Consider the following 22,020-nt stretch of genomic DNA (forward strand, 5'->3'; position numbering starts at 1 on the left):
TTTCCATCAGTTGATACTCACTTCGACGGCTTCTTCGCCATAAATGGTGGTAAACCATTGCTCATCAATATCTTCCGGCGCGCCCTGATACACGATCTTGCCGTCTTTCAGTGCCAGCACCCGGCTAGCGTAGGTTCTAACCAGGGATAAAAAGTGCAGATTGCAAATCACGGTCACGCCAAGCTCACGGTTGATTTTTTGCAGGTACTTCATCACCGAATGCGAGGTGGACGGGTCCAGGCTGGCTACCGGCTCATCAGCCAACAAAATTTTGGGGTTCTGCATCAAGGCTCTGGCAATGGCGACGCGTTGCTGCTGACCACCCGATAAATTATCGGCCCGCACATAGGCTTTATGCTCCAGCCCAACAATGCGTAAGTAGGCCAGGGCTTGCTCTCGTTGCTCTTTGCTGTAGAGCCCTAACAAGGATTTCCAAATCGGGGTAGAGGCCAGAGCCCCGGCTAGCACATTGGTAAGCACGCTTTTACGGGGGATCAGATTAAACTGCTGAAAGATCATCCCTATCCGGCTACGCTGCTGGCGTAAGGCCCGGCCTTGCAGCTGATCCAAGCGCTGTTGTTCAAAATGAATGGCACCACTACTGACCGGATGCAGTTGATTGATGCAGCGCAGTAAGGTCGATTTCCCGGAGCCGGATAAGCCGATCACCACCAGAAACTCGCCTTCTTCGACACTGAAATTAATCTGATTCAGGGCCTGGGTGCCATTCGGATAGGTTTTGCACAGATGTTCACTACGAAGTAATGTCATGGCAGCCTCCTACAGCAGCAGTCGGTTGGTATCAAGTTCAATGGCGCGGATCATCTCGCGAAGCGGGTCATAATCGGCATCCGTGGCATCCACTAAGCCTTCAACACTGTAGATATTGCGAAAGATGTCCTGCCCTTCGTCACTGGACAGAAACTTCTTAACAGCCAATAAAGCGATCCCGAATGTCATCCGGTAAATCTTTGCGAAACACAAAGGGATCATTGGGGATTTTTTCGGTCACCGCCAGGATCCGTACCTGCTGCTCCACATCGGGAAATTGCGTCAATACCCGCTGGCGGGCATCACGGATGCTGCCATCGGCGGCCGGAGCTGAATAATAGGCGGATCCTGCATCCACCTGGCCCTGGTACACCATGGTAATGACACTGTCGTGTTTCATCGCAAAGGTCTCATTGCCCAGGCGTATGCCGGCATCACGCAGCATTTTTAAGGGGAAAAAATAGCCCGAGGTCGAGGCCGGATCGGTAAAGGCAAAGCGTCTGCCTTCTAAATCGGCCAGCGTTTCAATGCCGCTGTCGGCCCGCACCACAATCTGCCCCTGATAGTAATCGACGCCATGGCGGATCATTTTTAAATGCGCCCTGGCACCGTAGCGCTCATGTGCCATCAGGTAACCAAAGGAATTCATGGCGCCAATATCCGCCCGGTCAGAACCAAAAGCTTCCACCACAGCGATGTAACTGGTCGGTATGCCGGTTACATAGTAATCGCCGGTCTCTTTTTCCAGAAAACGAATAAATTCCCGCGAGTTACTGGCGATGGTGTCGGCATCAACCGAGGGTGTAAAATACAGCCGGACTGGGTTATCCCGGCTACCGAGCTCTCCTTTCGGCTGGCAGCCTGCCAGCAGCAGCATTGTACTTAACCAGAACAATGAAGATACAATCCTGACTTTGAGCCCCAGCTTCATACAACTTATCCCTTATTTATTCATTTCGGGCACTGTTGTAACAAGCGAATATGACCTGCAGATGACAAGGCCGTCATCTTTTTGTCGTAATTGGCGTGAAAAATGGCTGTAGCTTGCTCGATCCAGAGTGGGCTTTGGCGTAAGATAATCGCCTCAACATAAGGAAGATGGCATGAGTACACCTTGGCTGGAGCGGCGCTCTGACCGCTCGTTGAACCGGCAAGATGATCAACGTACCCCTTGGCAGCGCGATCGCGCCCGCATTTTGCACTCGGCAGCCTTTCGTCGCTTGCAGGCAAAAACCCAGATCATGGGAGTCGGCCAGAATGACTTTTACCGTACCCGCCTGACCCACTCGCTGGAAGCCGCTCAGATAGGCACAGGTTTAGTGAATCAGCTAAAACGTCGTTACCAGCAACAATCCGAACTAGCCAGTCAACTGCCGGAAGAAAGCCTGATGGAAGCTTTATGCCTGGCGCACGATATTGGCCATCCACCCTTTGGCCATGGTGGCGAAACAGCACTGAACTACAAAATGCTGCATGTGGGTGGTTTTGAAGGCAATGGCCAGACTTTTCGTATCGTTAGCAAACTGGAGCCCTATACCGAGCACCATGGCATGGACTTAACCCGTCGCACCTTGCTGGGCTTACTGAAATACCCGGTGCTGCCGCCCGAGCAACTGGGCGATAACACCGAGCCGGCACCGCTTAGCCTGGCGCGCTGGAAAGCAGTGAAGTCCGTGTTCCATGAGGATGCTGATGTACTGGATTGGGTATTGGCGCCACTTAGTGCCACCGATCGCTCGCTGTTCCAACAAGTGGAGCAGCTGCCGCAAAGCCCCTGGCAAAAGTCGCGTTGCAAGTCATTGGATGCTTCCATTATGGAACTGGCCGACGACATAGCTTACGGCGTGCACGATTTGGAAGATGCCATTGTCACCGGCTACGCCACCGAGGAGCAGTGGCGCGCTCAAATTCCGGCGGCGGTGGATGCCCTGCCTGAAAATATGCAGCAGTTGATGCAGCCTGTGACGAAAGCACTATTTCGCCCTGAGCACCATATCCGTAAAAATGCCATTGGCGCTTTGGTCAATGCCTTTATTACCTCGGTTGAATTGTTTGAGAGCCTGCCGGATGCAAGCGAGCCGCTGATCCGTTTCAATGCCAGACTGCCAGCACCACAACAGCAACTTTTGGAGCTACTAAAAGGTTTTGTCTTTCGCAATGTCATCAGCCAACCCGATATTCAGCAAGCCCGTTTTCGTTGCCAGAACATGCTGTTGAAAATGTTTGACGCCTTTGCTTCGGATCCCAGCCGTTTGCTGCCACAAAATACCCAACAGCGCTGGCAGCAGGCACAAAGCGATGGCCTGGGCTTGCGGGTCATTTGTGATTATTTGTCGGGCATGACCGATGAGTATGCCGAAACCATGTATCAAAAGTTGTTCGGGGCTTTATGAGGTTACGCGTTCTTGCTGGGCCGACGGCTCTGGCCCATATTCAACAACATGGTTTGAGAGCAGACGATATCAGCACCCTGGTCGGTGCCAGCGGCGGCCCTAAATGGTTTAGTTTGTTTGGGCTGGATCAGTATTTGGCCGGCGAGTATTTTAAAGGCCGTCAGCAGCCGCTGCAATTGCTGGGCAGCTCGGCCGGTGCCTGGCGCTTTGCCTGTTACGCTCAGCAGGATCCGGTAGCCGCCAGTCAGCGTTTTTGTGACGCCTACTCCACTTTGTGTTACCCGGCTAAAGCCAGTAGCAAGGAAATTACCGCCATTTCCATGACGGTGATTGCGCGGGTCTTTCCAGATAGCGACAAAATCCGCCAAGTGATCAGTAACCCAGTGTATAAGCTCAACTTTACGGTGGCTCGCGCCAGAGCACTGAACCGCTCGCGCCACAAAATCGGCCAGTTAGCCGGTTTAAGCCTGACGGCAGCAGCGAATTTAACCAGTCGCAGGCACCTGCGTTTTTTCTTTGAGCGCTGCTTGTTTCATGCGCCTGGCAGTCAGCTGATACAAACGCAGCTGACCGATTTGCCTACCCGCAGAATTGAACTGACCGAACACAACCTGCTACCCGCTCTGCAAGCCAGTGGTTCAATCCCGCTGGTGCTGGATGCGGTGCAAGACATCCTTGGTGCCGGTAAAGGGTTGTTTTACGATGGCGGCGTCACCGATTACCACTTTGACTGGCCTTTTAGTCAGCAAGGCCTGGTGCTCTACCCGCATTTTTACCCGCACATAGCTCCCGGCTGGTTCGATAAGTCCTTGCCATGGCGGCGTAAGTTTTCACCGCACTATCACAATGTGGTATTGCTGTGCCCTTCGCAAAGCTGGATTGCTTCGCTACCGGCTGGCAAGATCCCGGACCGCAAGGATTTCAGACTGCCCGATGCAACAAGGATCCGGCACTGGCAGGAGGTAATTAGCCGCTCTTTTGAGCTGGCCGAGGATTTTAAAACCGGCAATTACCAATTGGAGCCACTGTACTGAATCTCACCGGGCTATAGCCAGGATCCGACTTTGGTGGCCCCAACTGAGCACACGCTTTACCGACTGTCCGGGCCAAGCTCCGTGATACTAAAACGGCTTGGTACTACATCAAGTAGAACAAAAGCAGCGCTGCTATTGTCTTTCATGCCATCCAGATACTGCCAGTAGCCCTGTGTTTTCTCATCCTGACGAAAGCGCAAGGTAAAGCCTACACCTTCGCCCTGATGAAAGTAACTGACTACTTCACTGGCCCCTTTGTTATCCACCAGGTCAAAACCAATCAGATCTTTCAGTCGGCTGTTGCGGCTAAACACACCGGAAACGACCACAGGCTCAGCAATGTTCAGATACTCCTGGCCAATGGTGGCTGATTTAGCCGGGTGCGGCGTGAAGCGATGCTCTGTTACATGGTAGCGATCACCGCCCTGAATAAAGCTGATACGGACATCCTTGATATGGTAGCCATAAGGATTGTTGATTTTGCGGGCTTCCCGCACATCGATAATGGTTACCCCACCATAGCCCAAGGCTTCAATTTCCTGTCGCTGTGGGTAGTACACCAAGGCCGCATCTTCATCAATACCGTAGCCTACCGGGAATTGGTCTTTGTGCTGTTGCACCGCCACCAACAAGCGGCCGAAGCGCGATTTACGATCAAAGTGCTGATCGATGATGCCGTCTTTGAAAAAACCAAGACCAGATCGCAGGATCAAAGGGCCAACCTCCTGGTCCTGCATGCCATCGTAACGATCACGAGGTGGCGCTGTCAGTGCATGCCAGGAGTCGCCACCGGCAATCATCACTTCGCTCATCATGGCAGCACCGGCACTGGTGCCGGCCACCACGCCCCCCCGCTGGTACAAATCCCTCACCGCCGTTAAGACCGGAGTCGGCTTATTATCCGGCAGCAGGGTTTGAGTTATGTTGGTCTGATCGCCGCCTAAAAACCAAACTGCCGTGTATTGCGCTAATGATTGGGCCAATAGTTCATCGTGGCCACCGAGTGCCCACTCACTTTCATCCACATCCGGTGTACTGCGGTCGTCTTTGACGGCAATAGGCAGCAAGGTGACCTGATCTTTGGTCAGGCCATAATGCACCATGTCGTCACGGAACTGTTCAAAATAACGCACTGGCTGGCCACTGGCAGCTGGGATCACCGCTATTCGAGCCTGAATAGGCCCACCCGCCAGCTCAATAAAACGCTGATAAACAGCTGCATTTGAGGTGCTAAGCGAGCCACCAACCATCACCAGGGCGCCTTTTTCGTTGCTGCGAGGCTCTGGATCTTTTTTAGAACATCCGGCCACTGCCAGGCAGGCAGCCAGTATCAGGATTGAGTACTTCACGTTTTTTGCTCCATTGTTATCTTTATGATTTAGCTACCCTGTTGCTTTTATTAGTGGGTATCGGCCTTTAGCCAGCCAAAATCTTAGCAAAAAAAACGCTTCACTTGCAGCAAAATCACGGTGCTGTTTGCGCGCGGATCTGATCAATGCCTTCGCAAAGCGCTTTGGCACCATCCAGGCTGCGCCTGCTAAAGCGGTACATCAAATCAGCATCTACTGTCAGAAACTGCTGTTTTCGTACAGCTTCCAGACTGGAAAAGCGTTGCCATTGTTCGGTGAGGATAGGCCGAGCACCTTTGGTTGGCTGAATGATCAGCTCTGGATTTGCCAGCATTAACTGTTCAGGTCCAAGCTGCGGATAATCATTGCTATTAACCGCAAAAGGGTTGTCCGCGCCACAGAGCTCAAGTATCTGCTGGGGCCAGGCTTTATTAGCAATGGTTGAGAGTGGCTGCTGGGACATGGCAAAAAACACCCGCACTGGCGCTTGCTGCTGATAGCGACTACGCAGCGCAGCCAGCTCTTGCTCATAACGCTGGGCCAGTGCTTCTGCCTGTTGCAGATGGCCGGTTAAAGCTCCCAATTGCCGAAGCTCTTTCGCGACGTCCTCCAGCAGCAGCGGATCAGAATACACCACGGTCACACCCAGTTGCTTTAAGCGGTGCAGATCAGCCTGCGGATTACCGGTACGCCAGGCAATCACCAGATCGGGCTTTAGTGCCAGTACGGCTTCCAATTGGATGTGCGCATAATTGGCGACACTGGGCAGGGCTTTGGCCGCTTCCGGGTAGTCACTGAAATCACTCACCGCCACCAGTTGTTCACCTGCACCGATATCAAACAGCAGCTCGGTAATGTGTGGTGCCAGCGCGATAATCCGCTCTGGCCTGGCCTGGACTGATGTTGCCAGGCCTATTATCAGTAAGGCCCATAAAAACCGCATCACCAATCCACGCCCTGCTGCGCCCGAATACCGGCATCAAATGCATGCTTGACCACCTGAATATCACTCACAGTATCAGCCATATCCAGCAAGCGGCGGTGGCAGTTGCGGCCCGTTACCACCACATGCTGGCCTGCGGGGCGCTGGCGAATGCAAGCCAGCACTTCGTCCAGATCCAGATAATGGTAACTAAGCATATAGGTCAGTTCATCCAGTAACACCAGGTCGATACGCTCATCGGCTAAAAAAGCCTTCGCTTGTTGCCAAACACTTTGTGCAGCCGCCATATCTGCGGCTTTATCCTGGGTATCCCAGGTAAAGCCGGTAGCCATCACCACAAATGGTACCCCGTGTTGCTGCAACAAATTACGCTCACCACAGGCCCAATCCCCTTTGATAAACTGCACTACTGCAGCTTTATAACCATGGCCGACTGCGCGGGTAACGGTGCCAAAACCAGCGGTGGATTTGCCTTTGCCATTGCCGGTTAGCACCAACAACAAACCTTTATCGTCGGTTGCTTTGGCGACCGCCTGATCGACTTGTTCTTTTAATTGCTGCTGCCGTTGTTGATGGCGCTTTGCTTTGTAATCTTCCGTCATCATTTATCCAGGTTGTTGTCGTCTAAGTAACAGCAGAAAAAACACACTGCCGAGCATCGAAGTAATCACACCGAGCGGAATTTCCTGTTGCATCAGTAAACTACGGGCGAAATTATCCACCCAGATTAGAAAAATGCCTCCGACCAGGGCCGACCCCAGCAACAATGGCAGCATGGTTACACCAAACCATTGCCGAACCAGATGCGGAATCATCAAGCCAACAAAGGCGATACCACCGCACTGTGCCACGATAAAAGCCGTCACTGCCGAAGTACAGAGCAAAAACAGCAAACGGATCCGGTCAACGGATACCCCAAGCGTACGGGCACTTTCGTCATGCAGCAGCATGGCATCCAACTGTCGACGAAACGCCAACCCCAGCAATAGCAAAGCCAGCACGGCTGGGGCGACGATTGCCACCCCTTGCCAATCGCTTCGGCTTAAGCTGCCCATCAGCCAAAAAATCACCCGGTTCGCTGCAAAAGGCTCGGCGAAGTACAAAATAAAACTACTGATGGCACTGAGCATAAAGGACACCGCTACCCCAGCCAGCAACATCACCTGCAGCTGCTGCCAGCCATGACGAATACACACCAATACCACTAAAAATACCGCCAGGCTGGCACCGGCAAAAGCCGACAGCGCGAGCGGTAATTGCTGCTCTGGGAAAACAATCATGGCTAAACTTGCACCCAGGCCAGCGCCAGCGGTAAGGCCAAATAAATAGGGATCAGCCAGCGGGTTGCGACTCATGTTTTGCAGCAAAGCACCGCAGATCGCCAGCCCGGCCCCGGCAAAAAATGCCATGGCAATACGTGGCAAGCGAATTTGCCAAACAATGGCGTCAAATGTTGGGTCAGCTGCAGTCCCGGTTAGCAGCTGCCACAATTGGCCATAGGATATAGCGGCACTGCCCAGACGAATGCTCATTAAGAGGGTTATGATCAGCAGTATCAACGCCAGCAACCAGCGCCAGGGGCTTTGCTTAGTCATGATCCTCTCCCTGGTGCTTCGGGTAGAAATGAATAACCGGTCGAGCTAACTCGTCGTGCGCTAACAGCAAACAAGGCTGATGAAATACCCGCGTTAAGCGCTCTGGTGTTAGTACCTGCTCAGCAGGACCAAAGGCTTGTACCCTGCCCTGATCCAGCAACAGAATATCGTCGCAATAACTGGCCGCCAGATTTAAATCATGCAGGCAACAGACAATAGTGAGATTGAGTTGCCGGATCAGTTGCAGGATCTGATGCTGATAATGCACATCTAAATGATTGGTGGGCTCGTCCAGTAGCAGTACCTTGGCGTTTTGCACCAGCGCCCGGGCAATAAAAGCTCGTTGCAGCTCACCACCTGATAGCTCAACCAGCTTTTTGCTTCGAAGCGCCAGTAGACCGGTTTTTTCCAACGCCAACTGCAACTGATGATGATCCTGACTGGTGGTTGGATCAAACCAACGTTTGTGGGGCACCAGCCCAAGCATCACCATTTGTTCAGTGGTTAAGTTAAACACCGGGACTGGACTTTGCATCACCACCGCCATCTGACGTGCCAGCTCGGCTCGGCGATAGGTGTTGATCCCTTTGTTATGAAACAGCACCTGACCCTGACTCGCCTGGAGCTCACCATACAATAACCGCAGTAAGGAGCTCTTACCGGCACCATTGGGACCAACAATACCAAGCGTTCTGCCTGTCATAACGCTGCAGCTTACCTGCTCGAGCACGGTGCGCTGCCCCAGCTGCAAGGATACATTGTGCAATTGCAACACTGCCGCCACGTTAGGATCCATGATTGAGTTAAGTTGACGGATTGTAACAGAAAACAGTTGAAACAGGGTGTCGTTTTAAGAAACGAAAAAACCAGCCGGAGCTGGTTTTGTTATAAAACGCGGTTCATTAATTCAATACAGACAACAGCGTTTCATCCAAGCCCTCAGTGCTAAGAATTTGGACTATAGCCTGACAATGATCGACCGTGAAATCATTGTCTTCAATTTGCTCATTTAACAAAGCCCGGCGGCGCAGCACGATCCCCGACAACATGGCTGAATCAAAATCATTCGATGCCTCGATTCGGGCTTGCAGCTTTTCCAACCAGGGATAAAGTTGCGCTTCAGCCTGATAAGCCGATTGCCGCACAGCCGGGTGAAAATCCTGACAAGCATTTAAATTCAGCAAATAAAAATTAAGATACCCCGCCACTGTAAGCAACCGGTAATCCTTTGTCGAGGCTTCGACCTGCCAACTCGCTGTGGCCATTGCTCCGAACACCATCGCTATCAACCATCTTTTCATCGTACGTCATCCCTTGCTTATTGCTGTAGATTCAATCTAAACAGAAATCTGTACTTTTTCAATGTTGCCGGCTAAATAAGCACAGTTTTTTAAGTAGTAGCTATGTTGTCGTTACAACCGATCAAATACTGAGCCCATATCCGGGCTAAACACCTTGTGGTACAACTTAATCGCATAACTGTCGGTCATACCGGATACGTAATCACAAATCACCCGCTCTTTATATTCAGACTGCTGGTAGCGCAACAGCACCGCCGGCGGCAGTAGACGCTCCGGATTATCCCTGAGCACCGCAAAGAGTTTCAGTACTAACTGCTGCCCTTTGTACTCTAGAGTCTGCACTTCTGGCCGGCGGATCACATGCTTGTAAACAAAATCTTTTAAGATTTGCAGGGTGGCGTTCGCCTCTGCCGATAGTTGCACCTGCAAATCCAGCAAAGGTGTGGCAAACCGTTGCTGGGCTTCAATGGTTATTTCTGGCAAAAAATAACGGATTAACTTACTGATGGCATGTTTACGTTCGGTGCTCGACTCTGAGAACAACTTACGGTTGTAAAAATCCAACTCGCGGGAAATCACATCATCACCGCTGAGCCGGCTAAGCACATCGTCTTGCCAGGCACGCTCAGTCACCAAGCGAAGCGCCAGTACATCTTCTAAGTCATGCACGCCATAGGAAATATCATCAGCCAGCTCCATAATGGCGGTGTCAAAGCCTTTAAAAGCAGCTTTGCGTTTATCTCCCCGCGGCTCCGTGCTACGAAATAACCGGATATCTTCATCTGGTAAACCAGCCAGGATCCATGCCAGCACAGCTTCATCCTCATCATGGATGCACTTGGGTGGTTTATAGCTGTCAATATTGCTGGTAGTTTCCGCCAATTCTATCGGATAGTTGGCCACTTCCCGGTGTAACACCGGGTATTTCAGCACGCCCAGCATGGTTCGCCGGGTTAGATCCAGCCCATGGTGAGGTGAATACTCACCAAGATGGGCCATCATTCGCAATGTTTGACCATTGCCTTCAAAACCGCCCATTGAGTGCATGTAATAATTCAGCGCCACTTCGCCGCCATGGCCAAAAGGTGGATGGCCAATGTCGTGCGCCAAGCATATCGCTTCAATCTGGCTCATACTTGGCAGCCAGTTGAGATAATCCTTGTTGGCAGCATAACGTTCACGCAGCTGTTCACAAATACCGGAGCCGATTTGCGCCACTTCCAGCGAATGCGTTAAGCGGGTACGGTAAAAATCATGCTCCCCAACACCAAGCACCTGGGTTTTTGCTTGCAAACGTCGAAAAGCCTCGCAATGAATAATACGGGCTCTATCGCGTTGTGCCGCACTGTCACTGGCACCGGAATGAAATTGACTGAACTCATTGCCATCCGGCTGACTTCGTCTGGCTGTCCACATTGTGTCGTCCATCCTGTTTTTTAAGCCATTTCCAGCCTGACACAGGCAACCAACTTTGGCAACTGCGGCTATCGTAATGGAAAACCACCATCCGCCGGATTTATGCGGCCAGCTACCGCTTTCGCTAATAGGCTTTATGCAGTTAATTTGTTAACCTTGCTAAAAAACAACAACCACCACTGGAGTCCACCATTTTATGAAGTATGCCGTCCCTCTGCTTACTGCCGCACTATTAACTGCTTGCGGTGGTGGCCAATCTGTCTCGACTGAACACCATCAGCAAGCGCGCAGCCATAACCTTACCTATCCAGACACGGCTCGAGGCACTGTGGTTGATAGTTACTTTGGCCAGCAAATTGCTGATCCTTACCGTTGGCTGGAAGATGATCGCAGCAGCGAAACCGAGGCCTGGGTCAAAGCTCAAAATGAACTGACTTTCTCGTATCTGGAGCAGATCCCTTATCGCGGCGCTATCCGACAACGCTTACAGGACTCATGGAATTTTGAACGTTTAGGCGCGCCTTTTAAAGAAGGCGACTACACCTATTTTTACCGTAATGATGGCCTGCAAAATCAGTTCGTGTTGTACCGGCAAAAACAGGATGGCGAACCGGAAGTTTTTCTCGACCCTAATACCTTCAGTGCCGACGGCACCACCTCGATGGCGACCATTCGCTTCTCACGAGATGGTAGCCTGGCCGCTTACGCCATCTCCGAAGGGGGCAGCGATTGGCGCAAGATTATCGTCATCGATACCCAAACCGGCGAACAAATCGGTGATGTGCTGGTCGATATCAAGTTCAGTGGCATCAGTTGGCTGGGTAATGAAGGCTTTTATTACTCCAGTTACGATAAACCGGATGGTAGCGAACTATCGGCCATGACGGATCAGCACAAGCTGTATTACCACAAGCTTGGCACACCGCAATCAGAAGACCGGGTGATCTTCGGTGCGGCTGATGGTGAACAGCACCGCTATGTCGGTGCTACCGTGACTGAGGATGATCGCTACCTGTTGGTATCTGCCGCAGTTTCGACGTCAGGCAACAAGCTGTTTATCAAAGATCTGAGCAATCCAGAGGCTGGTTTTACCACCATAGTGGATACCACAGCAAACGATGTAAACTTCCTGACATCCAAAGATGATCAGTTGTTCTTCGTTACCAACCGCGATGCGCCAAATCGTCGGGTGGTAGTGGCCAACGCAGCCAAGCCACAACCAGAACACTGGCAGGAGCTAATCCCACAGACGGAACATGTACTGCGCGCCAGCACCGGTGCCGGCTTCATCTTTGCCAATTACATTGTTGATGCCGTGGCCAAGGTCAAACAATTTGACTATGCAGGTAAGCTGATTCGTCAGATTGATTTGCCGGGCGTAGGTAGTGCCGGTGGTTTTGGCGGCAAAACCGATGCCGACACGCTGTATTTTAGTTTTACCAACTACATCAGCCCGGGCAGTATTTATCAACTGGATCCGCACAGCGGCGAAACCGAGCTGTACAACCGACCAGACACTGGTTTTGATCCGGCCAATTACACCTCGGAGCAAGTGTTCTACACCTCAAAAGATGGCACCCGCATCCCAATGATCATCAGCTACCGCAATGATATCAAGCGAGATGGCAGCAACCCGACTATCCTGTACGGTTATGGTGGCTTTAATGTTAGCCTGACACCGTCGTTCAGCGTCTCCAATGCCGTATGGATGGATATGGGCGGTATTTATGCTGTAGCCAACATCCGTGGTGGTGGTGAGTACGGTAAAGACTGGCACGATGCCGGCCGCCAGATGAATCGTCAAAATGTGTTCGACGACTTCATAGCTGCCGCTGAGTACCTGATTGACAGCAACTACACCAAAGCAGAAAAGCTGGCGATCCGTGGTGGCTCCAATGGTGGCTTGCTGGTTGCTGCAGCATCTACCCAGCGCCCGGAGCTATTCCAGGTGGCTATCCCGGCCGTTGGGGTACTGGATATGCTGCGTTACCACACTTTCACCGCTGGTGCAGGCTGGGCTTACGATTACGGCACCGCTGATCAGAGTAAGGAAATGTTCGAATATCTGCTTGGTTACTCGCCGGTACACAACGTACGTGAAGGTGTGAACCATCCAGCCACCATGGTCACCACGGCCGACCACGATGATCGGGTGGTACCCGCGCACTCGTTCAAATACGTGGCGGAACTGCAAGCAAAAGATGGCGGCAAACATCCGCAATTGATTCGTATCGATGTAAAAGCTGGCCATGGTGCAGGTATGCCGGTATCGATGATCATTGATCAGGCAGCCGATGTGTTTTCTTTTATTCTGTACAACATGGGTTATGACGAGCTGCCACGGCAGTAACAGCATGTCCCACCTGTAAACAAAACGGCGCCCGAAAGCGCCGTTTTTTTATCTCAGCAACAATTGCCCCTGCAAATACGTCCGTGCCTGACCGGATAACAGCACCCGCGACCCTTGCAGCGCACAATGCACTTCACCACCCCGCTTTGAGAGCTGCTTTGCTAACAATTGCTGTTTTTGCAATCGCTCAGCCCAATAAGGTGCCAATTGACAATGGGCTGAGCCGGTCACCGGATCTTCGTTGACACCAAGTTTTGGCACAAAAAAGCGGCTGACAAAATCCACGCCATCGGTGCCTGGTGCCGTCACGATAACACCGCGCTTTTCCAGACGGGTCAGCAGATCGAAATCCGGTGTCAGCGCCAAAATGGCAGCCGCATCTGGATACACCACCAGATAATCGTCTGCTACCAACACCTGATCGGGTTTCGTGCCAAGCGCCTGACGAATCAGAGCCGGTTCATCACATGGCTGCGGCATGCTGGCCGGAAAGTCCATTTGCAGCCAGTCGCCTTGTTTTTGCACGCTAAGCGCACCGCTACGGGTATGAAACACCAACTGTTGACCGGCAAAACCAAGGTGTTCAAACAACACATGGGCACTGGCTAAAGTGGCATGGCCACATAAGTCCACTTCCGAGACCGGGGTAAACCAGCGTAGCTGATAGCCATCGCCTTCGGGCACAAAGAAGGCGGTTTCCGATAAGTTATTTTCCGCTGCGATTTGCTGCAGTAAAGAGTCGTCCAGCCAGTGCCCCAGTGGACACACCGCAGCCGGATTGCCGCTAAAAAGCTCGGCAGCAAAGGCATCGACGATAAATTGTTGCTGGGCCATATTCACTCCCCAAAAGGTTTTAACTGTTGGTACCATACGAAGCTGTGCGCACCAGAGCAAGCCTTGATTCGCCAGATCCCCTTTAAAGGCAGCTAAAGCGTTTTGTAACTGGACCTGCTGCAGGCTTTACGGCATGCTAGCGCCGGTAAACAACCCGAACACTGGAACACCAGCATGCTGTATCTATGGGCCATTACCCTACTCTGGGCTTTTTCTTTTTCGCTGATTGGCGTTTACCTGACAGGCCAGGTGGATGCTTATTTTGCCGTGCTAAGCCGGGTGGTGCTGGCAGCAGTGGTGTTTTTACCGTTTTTGTTGCGCCATAAAGTCGCCCCGCGCTTAGCCGCTCAACTGATGGGCATAGGTGCCATTCAGCTTGGGCTGATGTATCTGTTTTATTATCAATCGTTTTTGTTGTTAAGCGTTCCCGAAGTGCTGATTTTCACCATTTTCACCCCGGTGTACATCACCCTGTTGCATGATCTGCTGGAGGGGCGCTTTCACCACCGCTACTTGCTCAGTGCCCTGCTGGCCATTGCCGGTGCCGCCGTGATGCGTTGGAACAGCCTGAATGAAGACTTCTGGCTGGGTTTTTTGGTAGTGCAAGGAGCCAACCTCTGTTTTGCCAGCGGCCAGGTGCTGTACAAGTACCGGCTGGCACATTGGCCAGCCGCCGAGCAACCGGCCCAGCATACCATTTTTGGCTGGTTTTATGTCGGTGCCCTGTTGATTGCCCTGCCGGCCTGGCTGCTGCTCGGTACTCCTCAGTACCCTACCACAGAGCTGCAATGGGGTATCTTACTCTGGCTGGGGGTGGTGGCATCTGGCCTGGGCTATTACCTGTGGAATCTGGGTGCGACCAAGGTCAACAGTGGACAACTAGCCACCATGAACAACGCCCTGATCCCGGCAGGCCTCTTGGTCAATCTAGTGCTCTGGAACCGGGATACCGATTTGCTGCGCCTGTCGGTCGGAGCCGGTCTAATGCTGCTTGCGCTCTGGTTGGTAAGCCGGAAGTAGTTTTATGACCGATTGCGATCTGCTGGATGGTTTACCCCAGCATAGGTTGGTACATCTGGTATTTTGAGTGGGTTGATCCCCTCGAGGCACGCAACATTAAACCCGTACTGCGTGGGGTTGGACCTGCGTTGATGATGCGTGTAGATGCCACAGTTACTGCAAAAATAATGCTTGGCTGTTTTGGTATTAAATTGGTAGAGCTTTACTATTTAAAACAGGCAACTCGTTACGGGACATGCAAAAATCATCATGATCACGCACATTGCATAACAGTATAATTACATACATCAAAATGGCATTCAACTTGTTGCCAGCTCAGCCAGCGAAGCCACACGGGACTTTTTTTGGAGTGTAAGTGATGAAATACTCATTGCTGCCAGGCTTCACCCTTGCAACGAAAAGCGGGCGAAACATTATTTAACAGCCCCTCTGGTAAAGACATGCAAAAGGATTTAGTGTGTTTGTATGTTAAGGCCTTGTTCAGCCTTTGTCTTCAACGTCAGTTGACAACCGCTTCATCAGCCATAGAAACCCGGAGCAGATATGGGTTCCACGCTATACAGCAAATACTGGCCCCTTGCAGTTACTGCTCTATTTGGATATTTGTTGCCCCTACAAGCTCAGCCGCACGAGTCTGTTCTCCCCTATCAAAACTGGACCGACGTAGTACGCAGCAAGCAGTATGCCGAAAGTCAGGGTGTCTATGAGAATGTGATGAACGTCAGGCGCTGGATCCTGACCCAGTCGGGTCACTGCACTGAGCGCAATCGCCATCTACTGTTTGATATGCGCGGTAACTTCCTGGAGTTTATTGAAGACGCAGCAGACTCGATGCAAACCCAGTTATTACTGAATCAAACCCGTCAGGGCATGGCACAACAAGGGCGGGTTCATGCCTGGGTGGAAGGCAACAGCCAAACCCTTGGCTACCCTTTTGCCATTCGTTGCCATCAACCATCCGTTGATCTGCCGCTGGCTATAGCGCGCTATTTAGGGGAGCACCCGGACGGTCGTCTGTCGGGTAACTGGGATGGCATCTCGGTTGGCAGTCCTAAAAATCAAGCATCCTTGCATGACGCCGTGCGCCTGGTCTATGCCCGCAGGGCTCAGCAGAAGCGCATCAGCCTGCCAGACGACCTGCTAGCGGATTTAGCGGGCATGTTGATTATTGAAAGTGGTGGTGTGCGCGAAGCTCACTCGAAAGCCAATGCCAGAGGCATCCTGCAGCTGACACCACAGGCTTTGAAAGATTGTGGAATACCACAGAATAGACAACTGCACCGTATAGCTCAGGTAGATTGCGCACTTTGGTTGTTTGAACGAAATCACCGCATGCTACGACCGGCATTTCTGACGCGCTTTTCCCATCTGCCAGATGAGAAGCAGGAGCACATTTATCGGCTGTTACTGATCCAGGCTTATCATGGCGGTCCTGGCCGGGTAAGATCACTGCTGCTAGATGAAGAGCTCAGCAAGCCCGCAGCCTATTTTGCCGAGCACCACCAAGACTTTAGTGCCGGCGATATTGCCTTTGGTATGGTGTTCCATAACCTTGGCCGCAATCGCCTTGGCTTCGCCTCACTCTATTACACTGCCGATATTCGCATTGCACTGCAGCTACTGGAGTCCAAACAGAGTCATTAATTCGAGTGGGATTTCCATAAGCCACGAATTATGGCAACGTAAACTCCTACGGCAATTACGCCTAGCGACAGGCCGATAAAGGGGTGGGACTGAAAAATTACCAGAGACAGCGCTATTGCCGTACCAATCCCCAAAGTAAGGCCGATGAGTTGCCGCCGATTTTTTGATGATTTCGTTTTCATAGATCTTTATCTACTGGAGCGCACGCTCAATACATCTGAACCAAGTTTCTTAAATAAGCCAGCTATCATCTATTTACCTGCCATAACGCAAAGCACACGGGCGACGAGCCGCGCAGTGGGTTGGTGGCGGCCCATCGACCAACGGGAGTGAGTGATGCGTATTGTTAGGCATTTTTTACACCTAAAACTGCCCACTGCTGCCAAGAACCTACAGCAAACAGACCGCCAATAAACAAACATATGCCTGAACTAATTAACCAAAACGTCAGGCTGTTTTCAGGGAACATTGGCATTAACCCAACGAAGGAAACGCCACGCAGTAGAAATATACCAGTAATGAGGATTAGCGCTAATCTTGTAAGCGGTAACCGCTTAATTGCACCTGCGCCCGACAGGCCATATAGAGCCCAAACCAGTAGTACCAAGACGATGAAAGAGGTAACAATCGTCGGATACCATAGCCCTTGCTCTGCCATCAGAGCCATCTGCTCACCTGCACCAAAGAAGCGATACCAATCTCCTCCGAAAACGATACAGCCAAGATGAGCAAGTGCGGCAGCAAAACAACATACTGCCGCAGCCAGAAGATACTTATTGCTACAACTGTGCATTTTTCCTCCCTGAATGCCTGGCGCTCAAAGCATCAGCGCTGCTGTTTGGCGTCGGCTGATTTTGCTTGTTAGCAGCCCACATTGGACTTGCGCGGCCAACCTTACCGGCAAGACCCAATAAGCCCACTGCAGCTTGTATTAAAACTAAACCGCGCATGATTTAAAACCTTTGTTAGCAGCTAACTCCAACATTCTTTAAAGACGATTTGTTTGTAATTTTCCAGTGCAGTAACTTGTTAAATTGCTATCGCTCACTTTCAAGCTCATGCCATACTCGAAGAACAATGACTGCACTGGTGTGAATAGAGTAGCGAACAACGTAATTTCCAAAAACCATATCACGGATGACATCTGGAACAGGAGCCATCTGAACCGGCGTGCCCATCCTTGGAAATTCTGGCAACAACTCCATTTTTGCGATCAATTCTGCTGCTATTCTACTGGCTGCGGTTGGATTATGAACTGCAATAAACTCCCGCAAACGCTTTAAATCTTCGATTGCATCATTGGTATACACTAGCTTCACTTACCAGACCTCGGGGCATCCTGCTCTTTTTCTGTACCCCAACTGTTTAACCAGTTGTGCACTTCACTAGCGTCAACCACTTTTCCTTGAGCAGCTGATTCCATCGCATCCAAGGTTTGTTTCCAGCGCTCTTGCTGCAAATGCTGTTTATCAATATATTCCGATAAGGCTTGATTGATCACCCATCCTTTGCTCCGATCAAGCCTGCTCGCAATAGCTTCCAACTGTTGCTCAACCTCTGCCTGTAAGCGAACTGTGGTAACACTCATGATGACACCCCTCTCAAAAAACAATGTAATACATTGTAGTCAACGAGGGCTCGCAAAGCAATTTAACGCCAGCGGCAGGGTGCGACGTCAGGAGCTTCCCTTGAGCGCACTTGTTACACATTGACTGAATACTTGAGATCACGTGCCTCATCTCCAGTCATACCCCGAAATCCCCAGCAGTGAGGTGGCTGTTCCTTTATTGTCACCTCGACGTCCACAGGTGAAATGCCAAGCTCTGACTCGATCTTGCTGAATAACTCCTTTATCAGCGTCTTTTGGGTGTCTGGAGTACGACCCTGCATCATGTTTATCTCAATAGCCGTGTAGGCATGCGTTCTGCCACCTGGATAATAAAAGTCTTCGGCTTCCATTGGGACAAAACGATGAGCCCGCTTGTCTTCGGGCATGCCCAAGACTGACTGCATACATCCGTGAATGACCTCAGAAAGCTGGGCCTTAATCGGATTAAGGTGGTCCTTGATACCATAGATGACTATCACGTTTCCTCCTGTGATGTGTAACGCCGCGCTATGGGGAAATTTAGGAGCGCAAGCGAGTAAATTTTCCGTAGCAGCGCATTGTTAGGCCAAGGCGGCATGTCGCTCAACCTTCAGTAACCATTTTGACCGCTGCGCTTCTGAGCTGCCACGAACTGGGCCAAATGAAGTGATCTTAACTGGCTTGATGCCGCAGAACTCGAGAATAGTCTTTTTAATCTGATGATGCCCTGGCATGGTGTAGATGAGCCGGTAATACCATGGCGGGGTATCCATGGTAACTATGGCATGAGCGCTGCGACCTACCAGCAGTCGATCCCACCATGGCGAATCCTTGCGGTACTTGAATGCATATCCTGGCAAAAAAATGCGATCAAACATTCCTTTAAGAATCGCTGGCATTGATCCCCACCAAATCGGGTAGACGAAAACCAGGTGCTGCGCCCAACTAATTGATTCACGAATATCGACAAGTGCAGGCTCTAACTCTTGCCGTTTGTTGTACCCATGACGCAGCACTGGGTCATACTCGACTTCTCCGAGCTTAAACAGCCTGACAGTATGACCCGCTTTCCGTGCCGATGTAGCGTACTTCTCCGCAATGGCATTGCAAAAGCTCGACCCATCGGGATGGCCGAGAATAACTGTGATGTTCTTGGGCACTGTGAAGGTGCTCCTTATCATGTATGCCTAACGCCCCGCACACGGGCGACAGGCCGCGCAGCGTAAGCCGTCCCAGTCGCGCATACGGCGACAATAGCGCCTTGTTAGAGTTTATCCTACCACCCTGGCAGCACCGACCGCTAATGAATAGATTAATCCTCCGATGCTCTTTCTTTTTCTTGATGGGATTAACTCTTCGATAATTACTTCGTTGTTTACAGTTAGTTTTGAGCGCCAAAGAATAAGCGCGAAAACATGAACTTTGTATATTTTTGATCCAATTTCAATTTCGCTTTCATATTTCGAACTGAAGACAAAAGACTTTGAAACCAGGACTTTGCCGTCGAGCGACAAGGTAAAAACTGTGCTGAAACGATCATAGCTAGCTGTAAGCTTTCTATCATCAACTATATGAGTTTGCTTTTGAATTCGCTCGAACATCTTCATAAACTCTAACGCCCGCCACAAACGCGAGCAACTTGTTGCGAGCCCAGCGCCCAACGGGCGCGTTTGTGATGGCGCTTGTTATACGTTGATTATTCACCATACTTTAATTTAAAAAGTTGTTTTAATAAATCAGTCCGTTGTACATTTGAATGACCAACACTACCAATTGCGATCGCAATTAATAATAAATTCATTGGCGTCCATGAAGCGTTCAACCACGTAGACAAAAAAAACCACATTATTAGTCCCGCACAAGTAGATGCAGGAACAAAACTGAGTCGATGTATTTTTTTCTCAATACGTTCAATTTGTTTTACTTTTTGATACTCATTTAGAGCATTAACATCATCAATTGAATTGATTTCCATCTACTGAATATCCTCTACGTATAACGCCAAGCACACGGGCGGTAAAAGTGTTAGCGTTTGACGTCCCAGCGGCTGTAGGCCGCGAGTGATGAGCCTTGTTAGTTTTACGTACCAAAAAAGACAGCAACTGTCCATGCTCTGCCAGCTTTATGAATCTTAAGATTTAATCCATTTTTATCTGAGGGCCAAATAGCATATACCATTCCCCCCAAAAAACCTGGTTCACCAGACATTACTTCGAACAAATATAGTGATTCAGCAAACTCATGCGTCTTCACGGTATCAATCTCTTCATGAACTAATTTGAGATTCCTCTCGAGAGCTTTGTACAAGGATATGGCAGTATCAACAGACTCCACCTCAAAAATAATCATTGCTCTTCGAAAGTTTTTATCGTCACAAAAAACAGCAGCTAACCCTTCGAAACCTTCAAAGTAGACAATTCCAGCAGACTGATCTTTTTCACGTTCAATAAAGTCAAACGTATTTATGATTTCATCGCATGAACCGTTAAGCTTGGGAACCAAACTCTCTGCAATGGAAGTAAGGCTATATATGAGGGCCATAAGAGCAAAAAAGTATTTCATAAAACTCCTTAAACTAACGCAAAGCACATGGGCGACGGCCGCTCAGCGGTTGGCGACCCAGCGACCGAAGGGAGCGAGTGCTGCGCATTGTTAGCCGAGCCTGATTTACAAAGCACGTTTTGTGTATTTATTTTTCGCTATCATAAAAGCTGGTAAAGGAATAATACAGATTGCCATTATGATAAGCGAATACCCTACGAGACCGACCCACTTAAAATAAACCGCAAGTCCCAAGAAAAGCATTAGAATACCTGTTATGGTAAAACTTTTTCCAAGGTACTTCGCAAACGATACAGCATCCGTAAGACTTGAAAAATCGACGCCATTAATCAGATTTAATCGTTGTTTTACTGAAATCAGATAACCAAGCATAACCAACACAAAACCTGAAGCGACAGTTAATACTCCAAGGAATACAGAAATATCCACTAAAATTTCTCCCAAGTGACAAGAAAGCCAAAACCGTAATAGCGGCTAACGCCCCGCGCATGCGTGCGAACTGGTGAGCGTCGCAGGGGCCGCAGGCACCGAATGACGCGGTTTGTTATGTGATATTCCAACTATGTGCTACAATGTCTAACATTGCAACACACGCTGGAGTAATTACCATGAAAAGCGAAATGCTTAGCACACGCATCGATCATGACACAAAAGTAGCTTTCACCAACATTTGCGATGATGTCGGGCTAAGTCCATCCCAAGCATTGAAGCTTTTTGCCCGTGCAGTTATCAATCATGGCGGTATACCTTTTGAGCTTAAGGCCCGTCAGCCAAATGGAACAACTGCCGCTGCAATTAAAGAATTGGTTGACGGCAAAGGCAAACAAAGCGCATCTGTCGATGATATGTTCAACGAGCTGACCGAGGGCAAGATTCCAAATGCTCACGCTTGAATATTCGACACAATTCAAAAAAGATTTTAAAAAAATCACTAAAATGCCCATTCCCGACATTCTCGAAGTCGGGAATATTATTTCCCAGTTACAACGCGGTGAAACGCTACCACCCAGAAATGTTGATCATCCCCTAACGGGAAACTGGCACGGCTTTCGCGATTGCCACATTAAACCAGACCTTGTTCTGATCTATAGAACCAACAACGATACACTACAACTTGCACGCATTGGCTCTCACAGCGAACTTTTCTAGCTGCCGCAAACATCACATAACGCACTGTTAAATTGCAGTAAGGAGCATAGCGAGTTAATGTCACTTTAAAC

General features: G+C 50.3%; 27 protein-coding genes and 1 pseudogene. 7 read left to right on the forward strand and 21 right to left on the reverse strand.

Annotation, left to right across the window (positions count from 1 at the left end; genetic code table 11):
* Positions 1-6 precede the first annotated feature (6 nt).
* The 3 genes from phnC to JJU14_RS03840 are packed head-to-tail and all read right to left on the reverse strand — an operon-like array spanning position 7 to position 1,702.
* Positions 7-771, reverse strand: coding sequence for a phosphonate ABC transporter ATP-binding protein (gene phnC / locus JJU14_RS03830; protein ID WP_228611278.1), 765 nt, complete (start codon positions 769-771; stop codon positions 7-9).
* A 9-nt stretch (positions 772-780) separates the two neighbouring features.
* Complete coding sequence (locus JJU14_RS03835) at positions 781-960, reverse strand: hypothetical protein (RefSeq protein WP_228611279.1); 180 nt, start codon at positions 958-960, stop codon at positions 781-783.
* Positions 929-1,702, reverse strand: a complete 774-nt coding sequence (locus JJU14_RS03840; RefSeq protein ID WP_228611280.1) for a phosphate/phosphite/phosphonate ABC transporter substrate-binding protein — start codon at positions 1,700-1,702, stop codon at positions 929-931. The genes JJU14_RS03835 and JJU14_RS03840 overlap by 32 nt, the downstream gene beginning before the upstream one ends.
* A 172-nt stretch (positions 1,703-1,874) precedes the next feature.
* On the opposite strand from JJU14_RS03840, the gene JJU14_RS03845 reads away from it, so the two are divergent.
* Entirely contained in the window at positions 1,875-3,164 is a 1,290-nt protein-coding gene (locus JJU14_RS03845; protein ID WP_228611281.1) for an anti-phage deoxyguanosine triphosphatase, read from the forward strand.
* Positions 3,161-4,198 (forward strand): patatin-like phospholipase family protein, encoded by a 1,038-nt coding sequence (locus JJU14_RS03850; RefSeq protein ID WP_228611282.1) that lies wholly within the window; start codon positions 3,161-3,163, stop codon positions 4,196-4,198. The genes JJU14_RS03845 and JJU14_RS03850 overlap by 4 nt, the downstream gene beginning before the upstream one ends.
* A 56-nt stretch (positions 4,199-4,254) precedes the next feature.
* Here the strand turns inward: JJU14_RS03850 and JJU14_RS03855 are convergent, their stop codons facing one another.
* The 7 genes from JJU14_RS03855 to JJU14_RS03885 form a co-directional block, all read right to left on the reverse strand.
* Positions 4,255-5,547, reverse strand: coding sequence for a cyanophycinase (locus tag JJU14_RS03855; RefSeq protein ID WP_228611283.1), 1,293 nt, complete (start codon positions 5,545-5,547; stop codon positions 4,255-4,257).
* A gap of 115 nt (positions 5,548-5,662) precedes the next feature.
* Complete coding sequence (locus JJU14_RS03860; protein ID WP_228611284.1) at positions 5,663-6,490, reverse strand: cobalamin-binding protein; 828 nt, start codon at positions 6,488-6,490, stop codon at positions 5,663-5,665.
* Positions 6,490-7,092, reverse strand: a complete 603-nt coding sequence (cobO, locus tag JJU14_RS03865; RefSeq protein WP_228611285.1) for a cob(I)yrinic acid a,c-diamide adenosyltransferase — start codon at positions 7,090-7,092, stop codon at positions 6,490-6,492. Before cobO ends, JJU14_RS03860 begins: the two co-directional genes overlap by 1 nt.
* Positions 7,093-7,095: 3 nt before the next feature.
* On the reverse strand, positions 7,096-8,085 hold the full coding sequence (locus tag JJU14_RS03870) for an iron ABC transporter permease (RefSeq protein WP_228611286.1): 990 nt from the start codon (positions 8,083-8,085) through the stop codon (positions 7,096-7,098).
* On the reverse strand, positions 8,078-8,869 hold the full coding sequence (locus JJU14_RS03875) for an ATP-binding cassette domain-containing protein (protein ID WP_228611287.1): 792 nt from the start codon (positions 8,867-8,869) through the stop codon (positions 8,078-8,080). The genes JJU14_RS03870 and JJU14_RS03875 overlap by 8 nt, the downstream gene beginning before the upstream one ends.
* Before the next feature lie 118 nt (positions 8,870-8,987).
* Positions 8,988-9,386 carry a hypothetical protein gene (locus JJU14_RS03880; protein WP_228611288.1) on the reverse strand — a complete coding sequence of 133 codons (399 nt, stop codon included), beginning with the start codon at positions 9,384-9,386 and terminating at the stop codon, positions 8,988-8,990.
* A gap of 111 nt (positions 9,387-9,497) precedes the next feature.
* Entirely contained in the window at positions 9,498-10,802 is a 1,305-nt protein-coding gene (locus tag JJU14_RS03885) for an anti-phage deoxyguanosine triphosphatase (protein ID WP_300976147.1), read from the reverse strand.
* A gap of 196 nt (positions 10,803-10,998) precedes the next feature.
* On the opposite strand from JJU14_RS03885, the gene JJU14_RS03890 reads away from it, so the two are divergent.
* Entirely contained in the window at positions 10,999-13,152 is a 2,154-nt protein-coding gene (locus JJU14_RS03890) for a prolyl oligopeptidase family serine peptidase (protein WP_228611290.1), read from the forward strand.
* A gap of 48 nt (positions 13,153-13,200) precedes the next feature.
* Here the strand turns inward: JJU14_RS03890 and JJU14_RS03895 are convergent, their stop codons facing one another.
* Positions 13,201-13,986, reverse strand: a complete 786-nt coding sequence (locus JJU14_RS03895) for a PhzF family phenazine biosynthesis protein (protein WP_228611291.1) — start codon at positions 13,984-13,986, stop codon at positions 13,201-13,203.
* 174 nt (positions 13,987-14,160) lie between these two features.
* Here JJU14_RS03895 and JJU14_RS03900 point away from each other — a divergent pair, with 174 nt between their 5' ends.
* Complete coding sequence (locus tag JJU14_RS03900; protein ID WP_228611292.1) at positions 14,161-15,006, forward strand: EamA family transporter; 846 nt, start codon at positions 14,161-14,163, stop codon at positions 15,004-15,006.
* Positions 15,007-15,008: 2 nt separating this feature from the next.
* On the opposite strand, the pseudogene JJU14_RS03905 reads toward JJU14_RS03900, so the two are convergent.
* A pseudogene (locus JJU14_RS03905) lies at positions 15,009-15,212 on the reverse strand (GFA family protein); the annotation flags it as partial.
* Between the two features lie 400 nt (positions 15,213-15,612).
* Here JJU14_RS03905 and JJU14_RS03910 point away from each other — a divergent pair.
* Entirely contained in the window at positions 15,613-16,650 is a 1,038-nt protein-coding gene (locus tag JJU14_RS03910; RefSeq protein ID WP_228611293.1) for a transglycosylase SLT domain-containing protein, read from the forward strand.
* Between the two features lie 346 nt (positions 16,651-16,996).
* On the opposite strand, the gene JJU14_RS03915 is transcribed toward JJU14_RS03910, so the two are convergent.
* The 9 genes from JJU14_RS03915 to JJU14_RS03955 all read right to left on the reverse strand — a co-directional run bounded on the left by JJU14_RS03915 (position 16,997) and on the right by JJU14_RS03955 (position 21,229).
* Complete coding sequence (locus JJU14_RS03915) at positions 16,997-17,443, reverse strand: hypothetical protein (protein WP_228611294.1); 447 nt, start codon at positions 17,441-17,443, stop codon at positions 16,997-16,999.
* 244 nt (positions 17,444-17,687) lie between these two features.
* The gene (locus JJU14_RS03920) at positions 17,688-17,969 is read right to left on the reverse strand and encodes a type II toxin-antitoxin system RelE/ParE family toxin (RefSeq protein ID WP_228611295.1); all 282 of its coding nucleotides are present in this window, start codon (positions 17,967-17,969) and stop codon (positions 17,688-17,690) included.
* A complete protein-coding gene (locus tag JJU14_RS03925) occupies positions 17,966-18,238 on the reverse strand; it encodes a ribbon-helix-helix protein, CopG family (protein WP_228611296.1) in 273 nt (90 codons plus the stop codon). The genes JJU14_RS03920 and JJU14_RS03925 overlap by 4 nt, the downstream gene beginning before the upstream one ends.
* A gap of 113 nt (positions 18,239-18,351) precedes the next feature.
* The gene (locus JJU14_RS03930) at positions 18,352-18,738 is read right to left on the reverse strand and encodes a tautomerase family protein (RefSeq protein WP_228611297.1); all 387 of its coding nucleotides are present in this window, start codon (positions 18,736-18,738) and stop codon (positions 18,352-18,354) included.
* 81 nt (positions 18,739-18,819) lie between these two features.
* Positions 18,820-19,398 (reverse strand): NAD(P)H-dependent oxidoreductase, encoded by a 579-nt coding sequence (locus tag JJU14_RS03935; RefSeq protein ID WP_228611298.1) that lies wholly within the window; start codon positions 19,396-19,398, stop codon positions 18,820-18,822.
* 111 nt (positions 19,399-19,509) lie between these two features.
* Positions 19,510-19,845: a hypothetical protein gene (locus tag JJU14_RS03940; RefSeq protein WP_228611299.1), complete on the reverse strand. Its 336-nt coding sequence runs from the start codon at positions 19,843-19,845 to the stop codon at positions 19,510-19,512.
* A gap of 89 nt (positions 19,846-19,934) precedes the next feature.
* The gene (locus JJU14_RS03945; protein WP_228611300.1) at positions 19,935-20,213 is read right to left on the reverse strand and encodes a hypothetical protein; all 279 of its coding nucleotides are present in this window, start codon (positions 20,211-20,213) and stop codon (positions 19,935-19,937) included.
* 104 nt (positions 20,214-20,317) lie between these two features.
* Positions 20,318-20,800, reverse strand: a complete 483-nt coding sequence (locus JJU14_RS03950) for a hypothetical protein (protein WP_228611301.1) — start codon at positions 20,798-20,800, stop codon at positions 20,318-20,320.
* Positions 20,801-20,905: 105 nt separating this feature from the next.
* Positions 20,906-21,229: a hypothetical protein gene (locus tag JJU14_RS03955; protein ID WP_228611302.1), complete on the reverse strand. Its 324-nt coding sequence runs from the start codon at positions 21,227-21,229 to the stop codon at positions 20,906-20,908.
* A gap of 179 nt (positions 21,230-21,408) precedes the next feature.
* On the opposite strand from JJU14_RS03955, the gene JJU14_RS03960 reads away from it, so the two are divergent.
* Entirely contained in the window at positions 21,409-21,693 is a 285-nt protein-coding gene (locus JJU14_RS03960) for a type II toxin-antitoxin system RelB/DinJ family antitoxin (RefSeq protein ID WP_228611303.1), read from the forward strand.
* A complete protein-coding gene (locus JJU14_RS03965) occupies positions 21,680-21,949 on the forward strand; it encodes a type II toxin-antitoxin system YafQ family toxin (RefSeq protein WP_228611304.1) in 270 nt (89 codons plus the stop codon). Before JJU14_RS03960 ends, JJU14_RS03965 begins: the two co-directional genes overlap by 14 nt.
* Positions 21,950-22,020 lie beyond the last annotated feature (71 nt).

The sequence above is a fragment of the Alkalimonas sp. genome (assembly GCF_020831925.1).
GTDB lineage: Bacteria > Pseudomonadota > Gammaproteobacteria > Enterobacterales > Alteromonadaceae > Alkalimonas.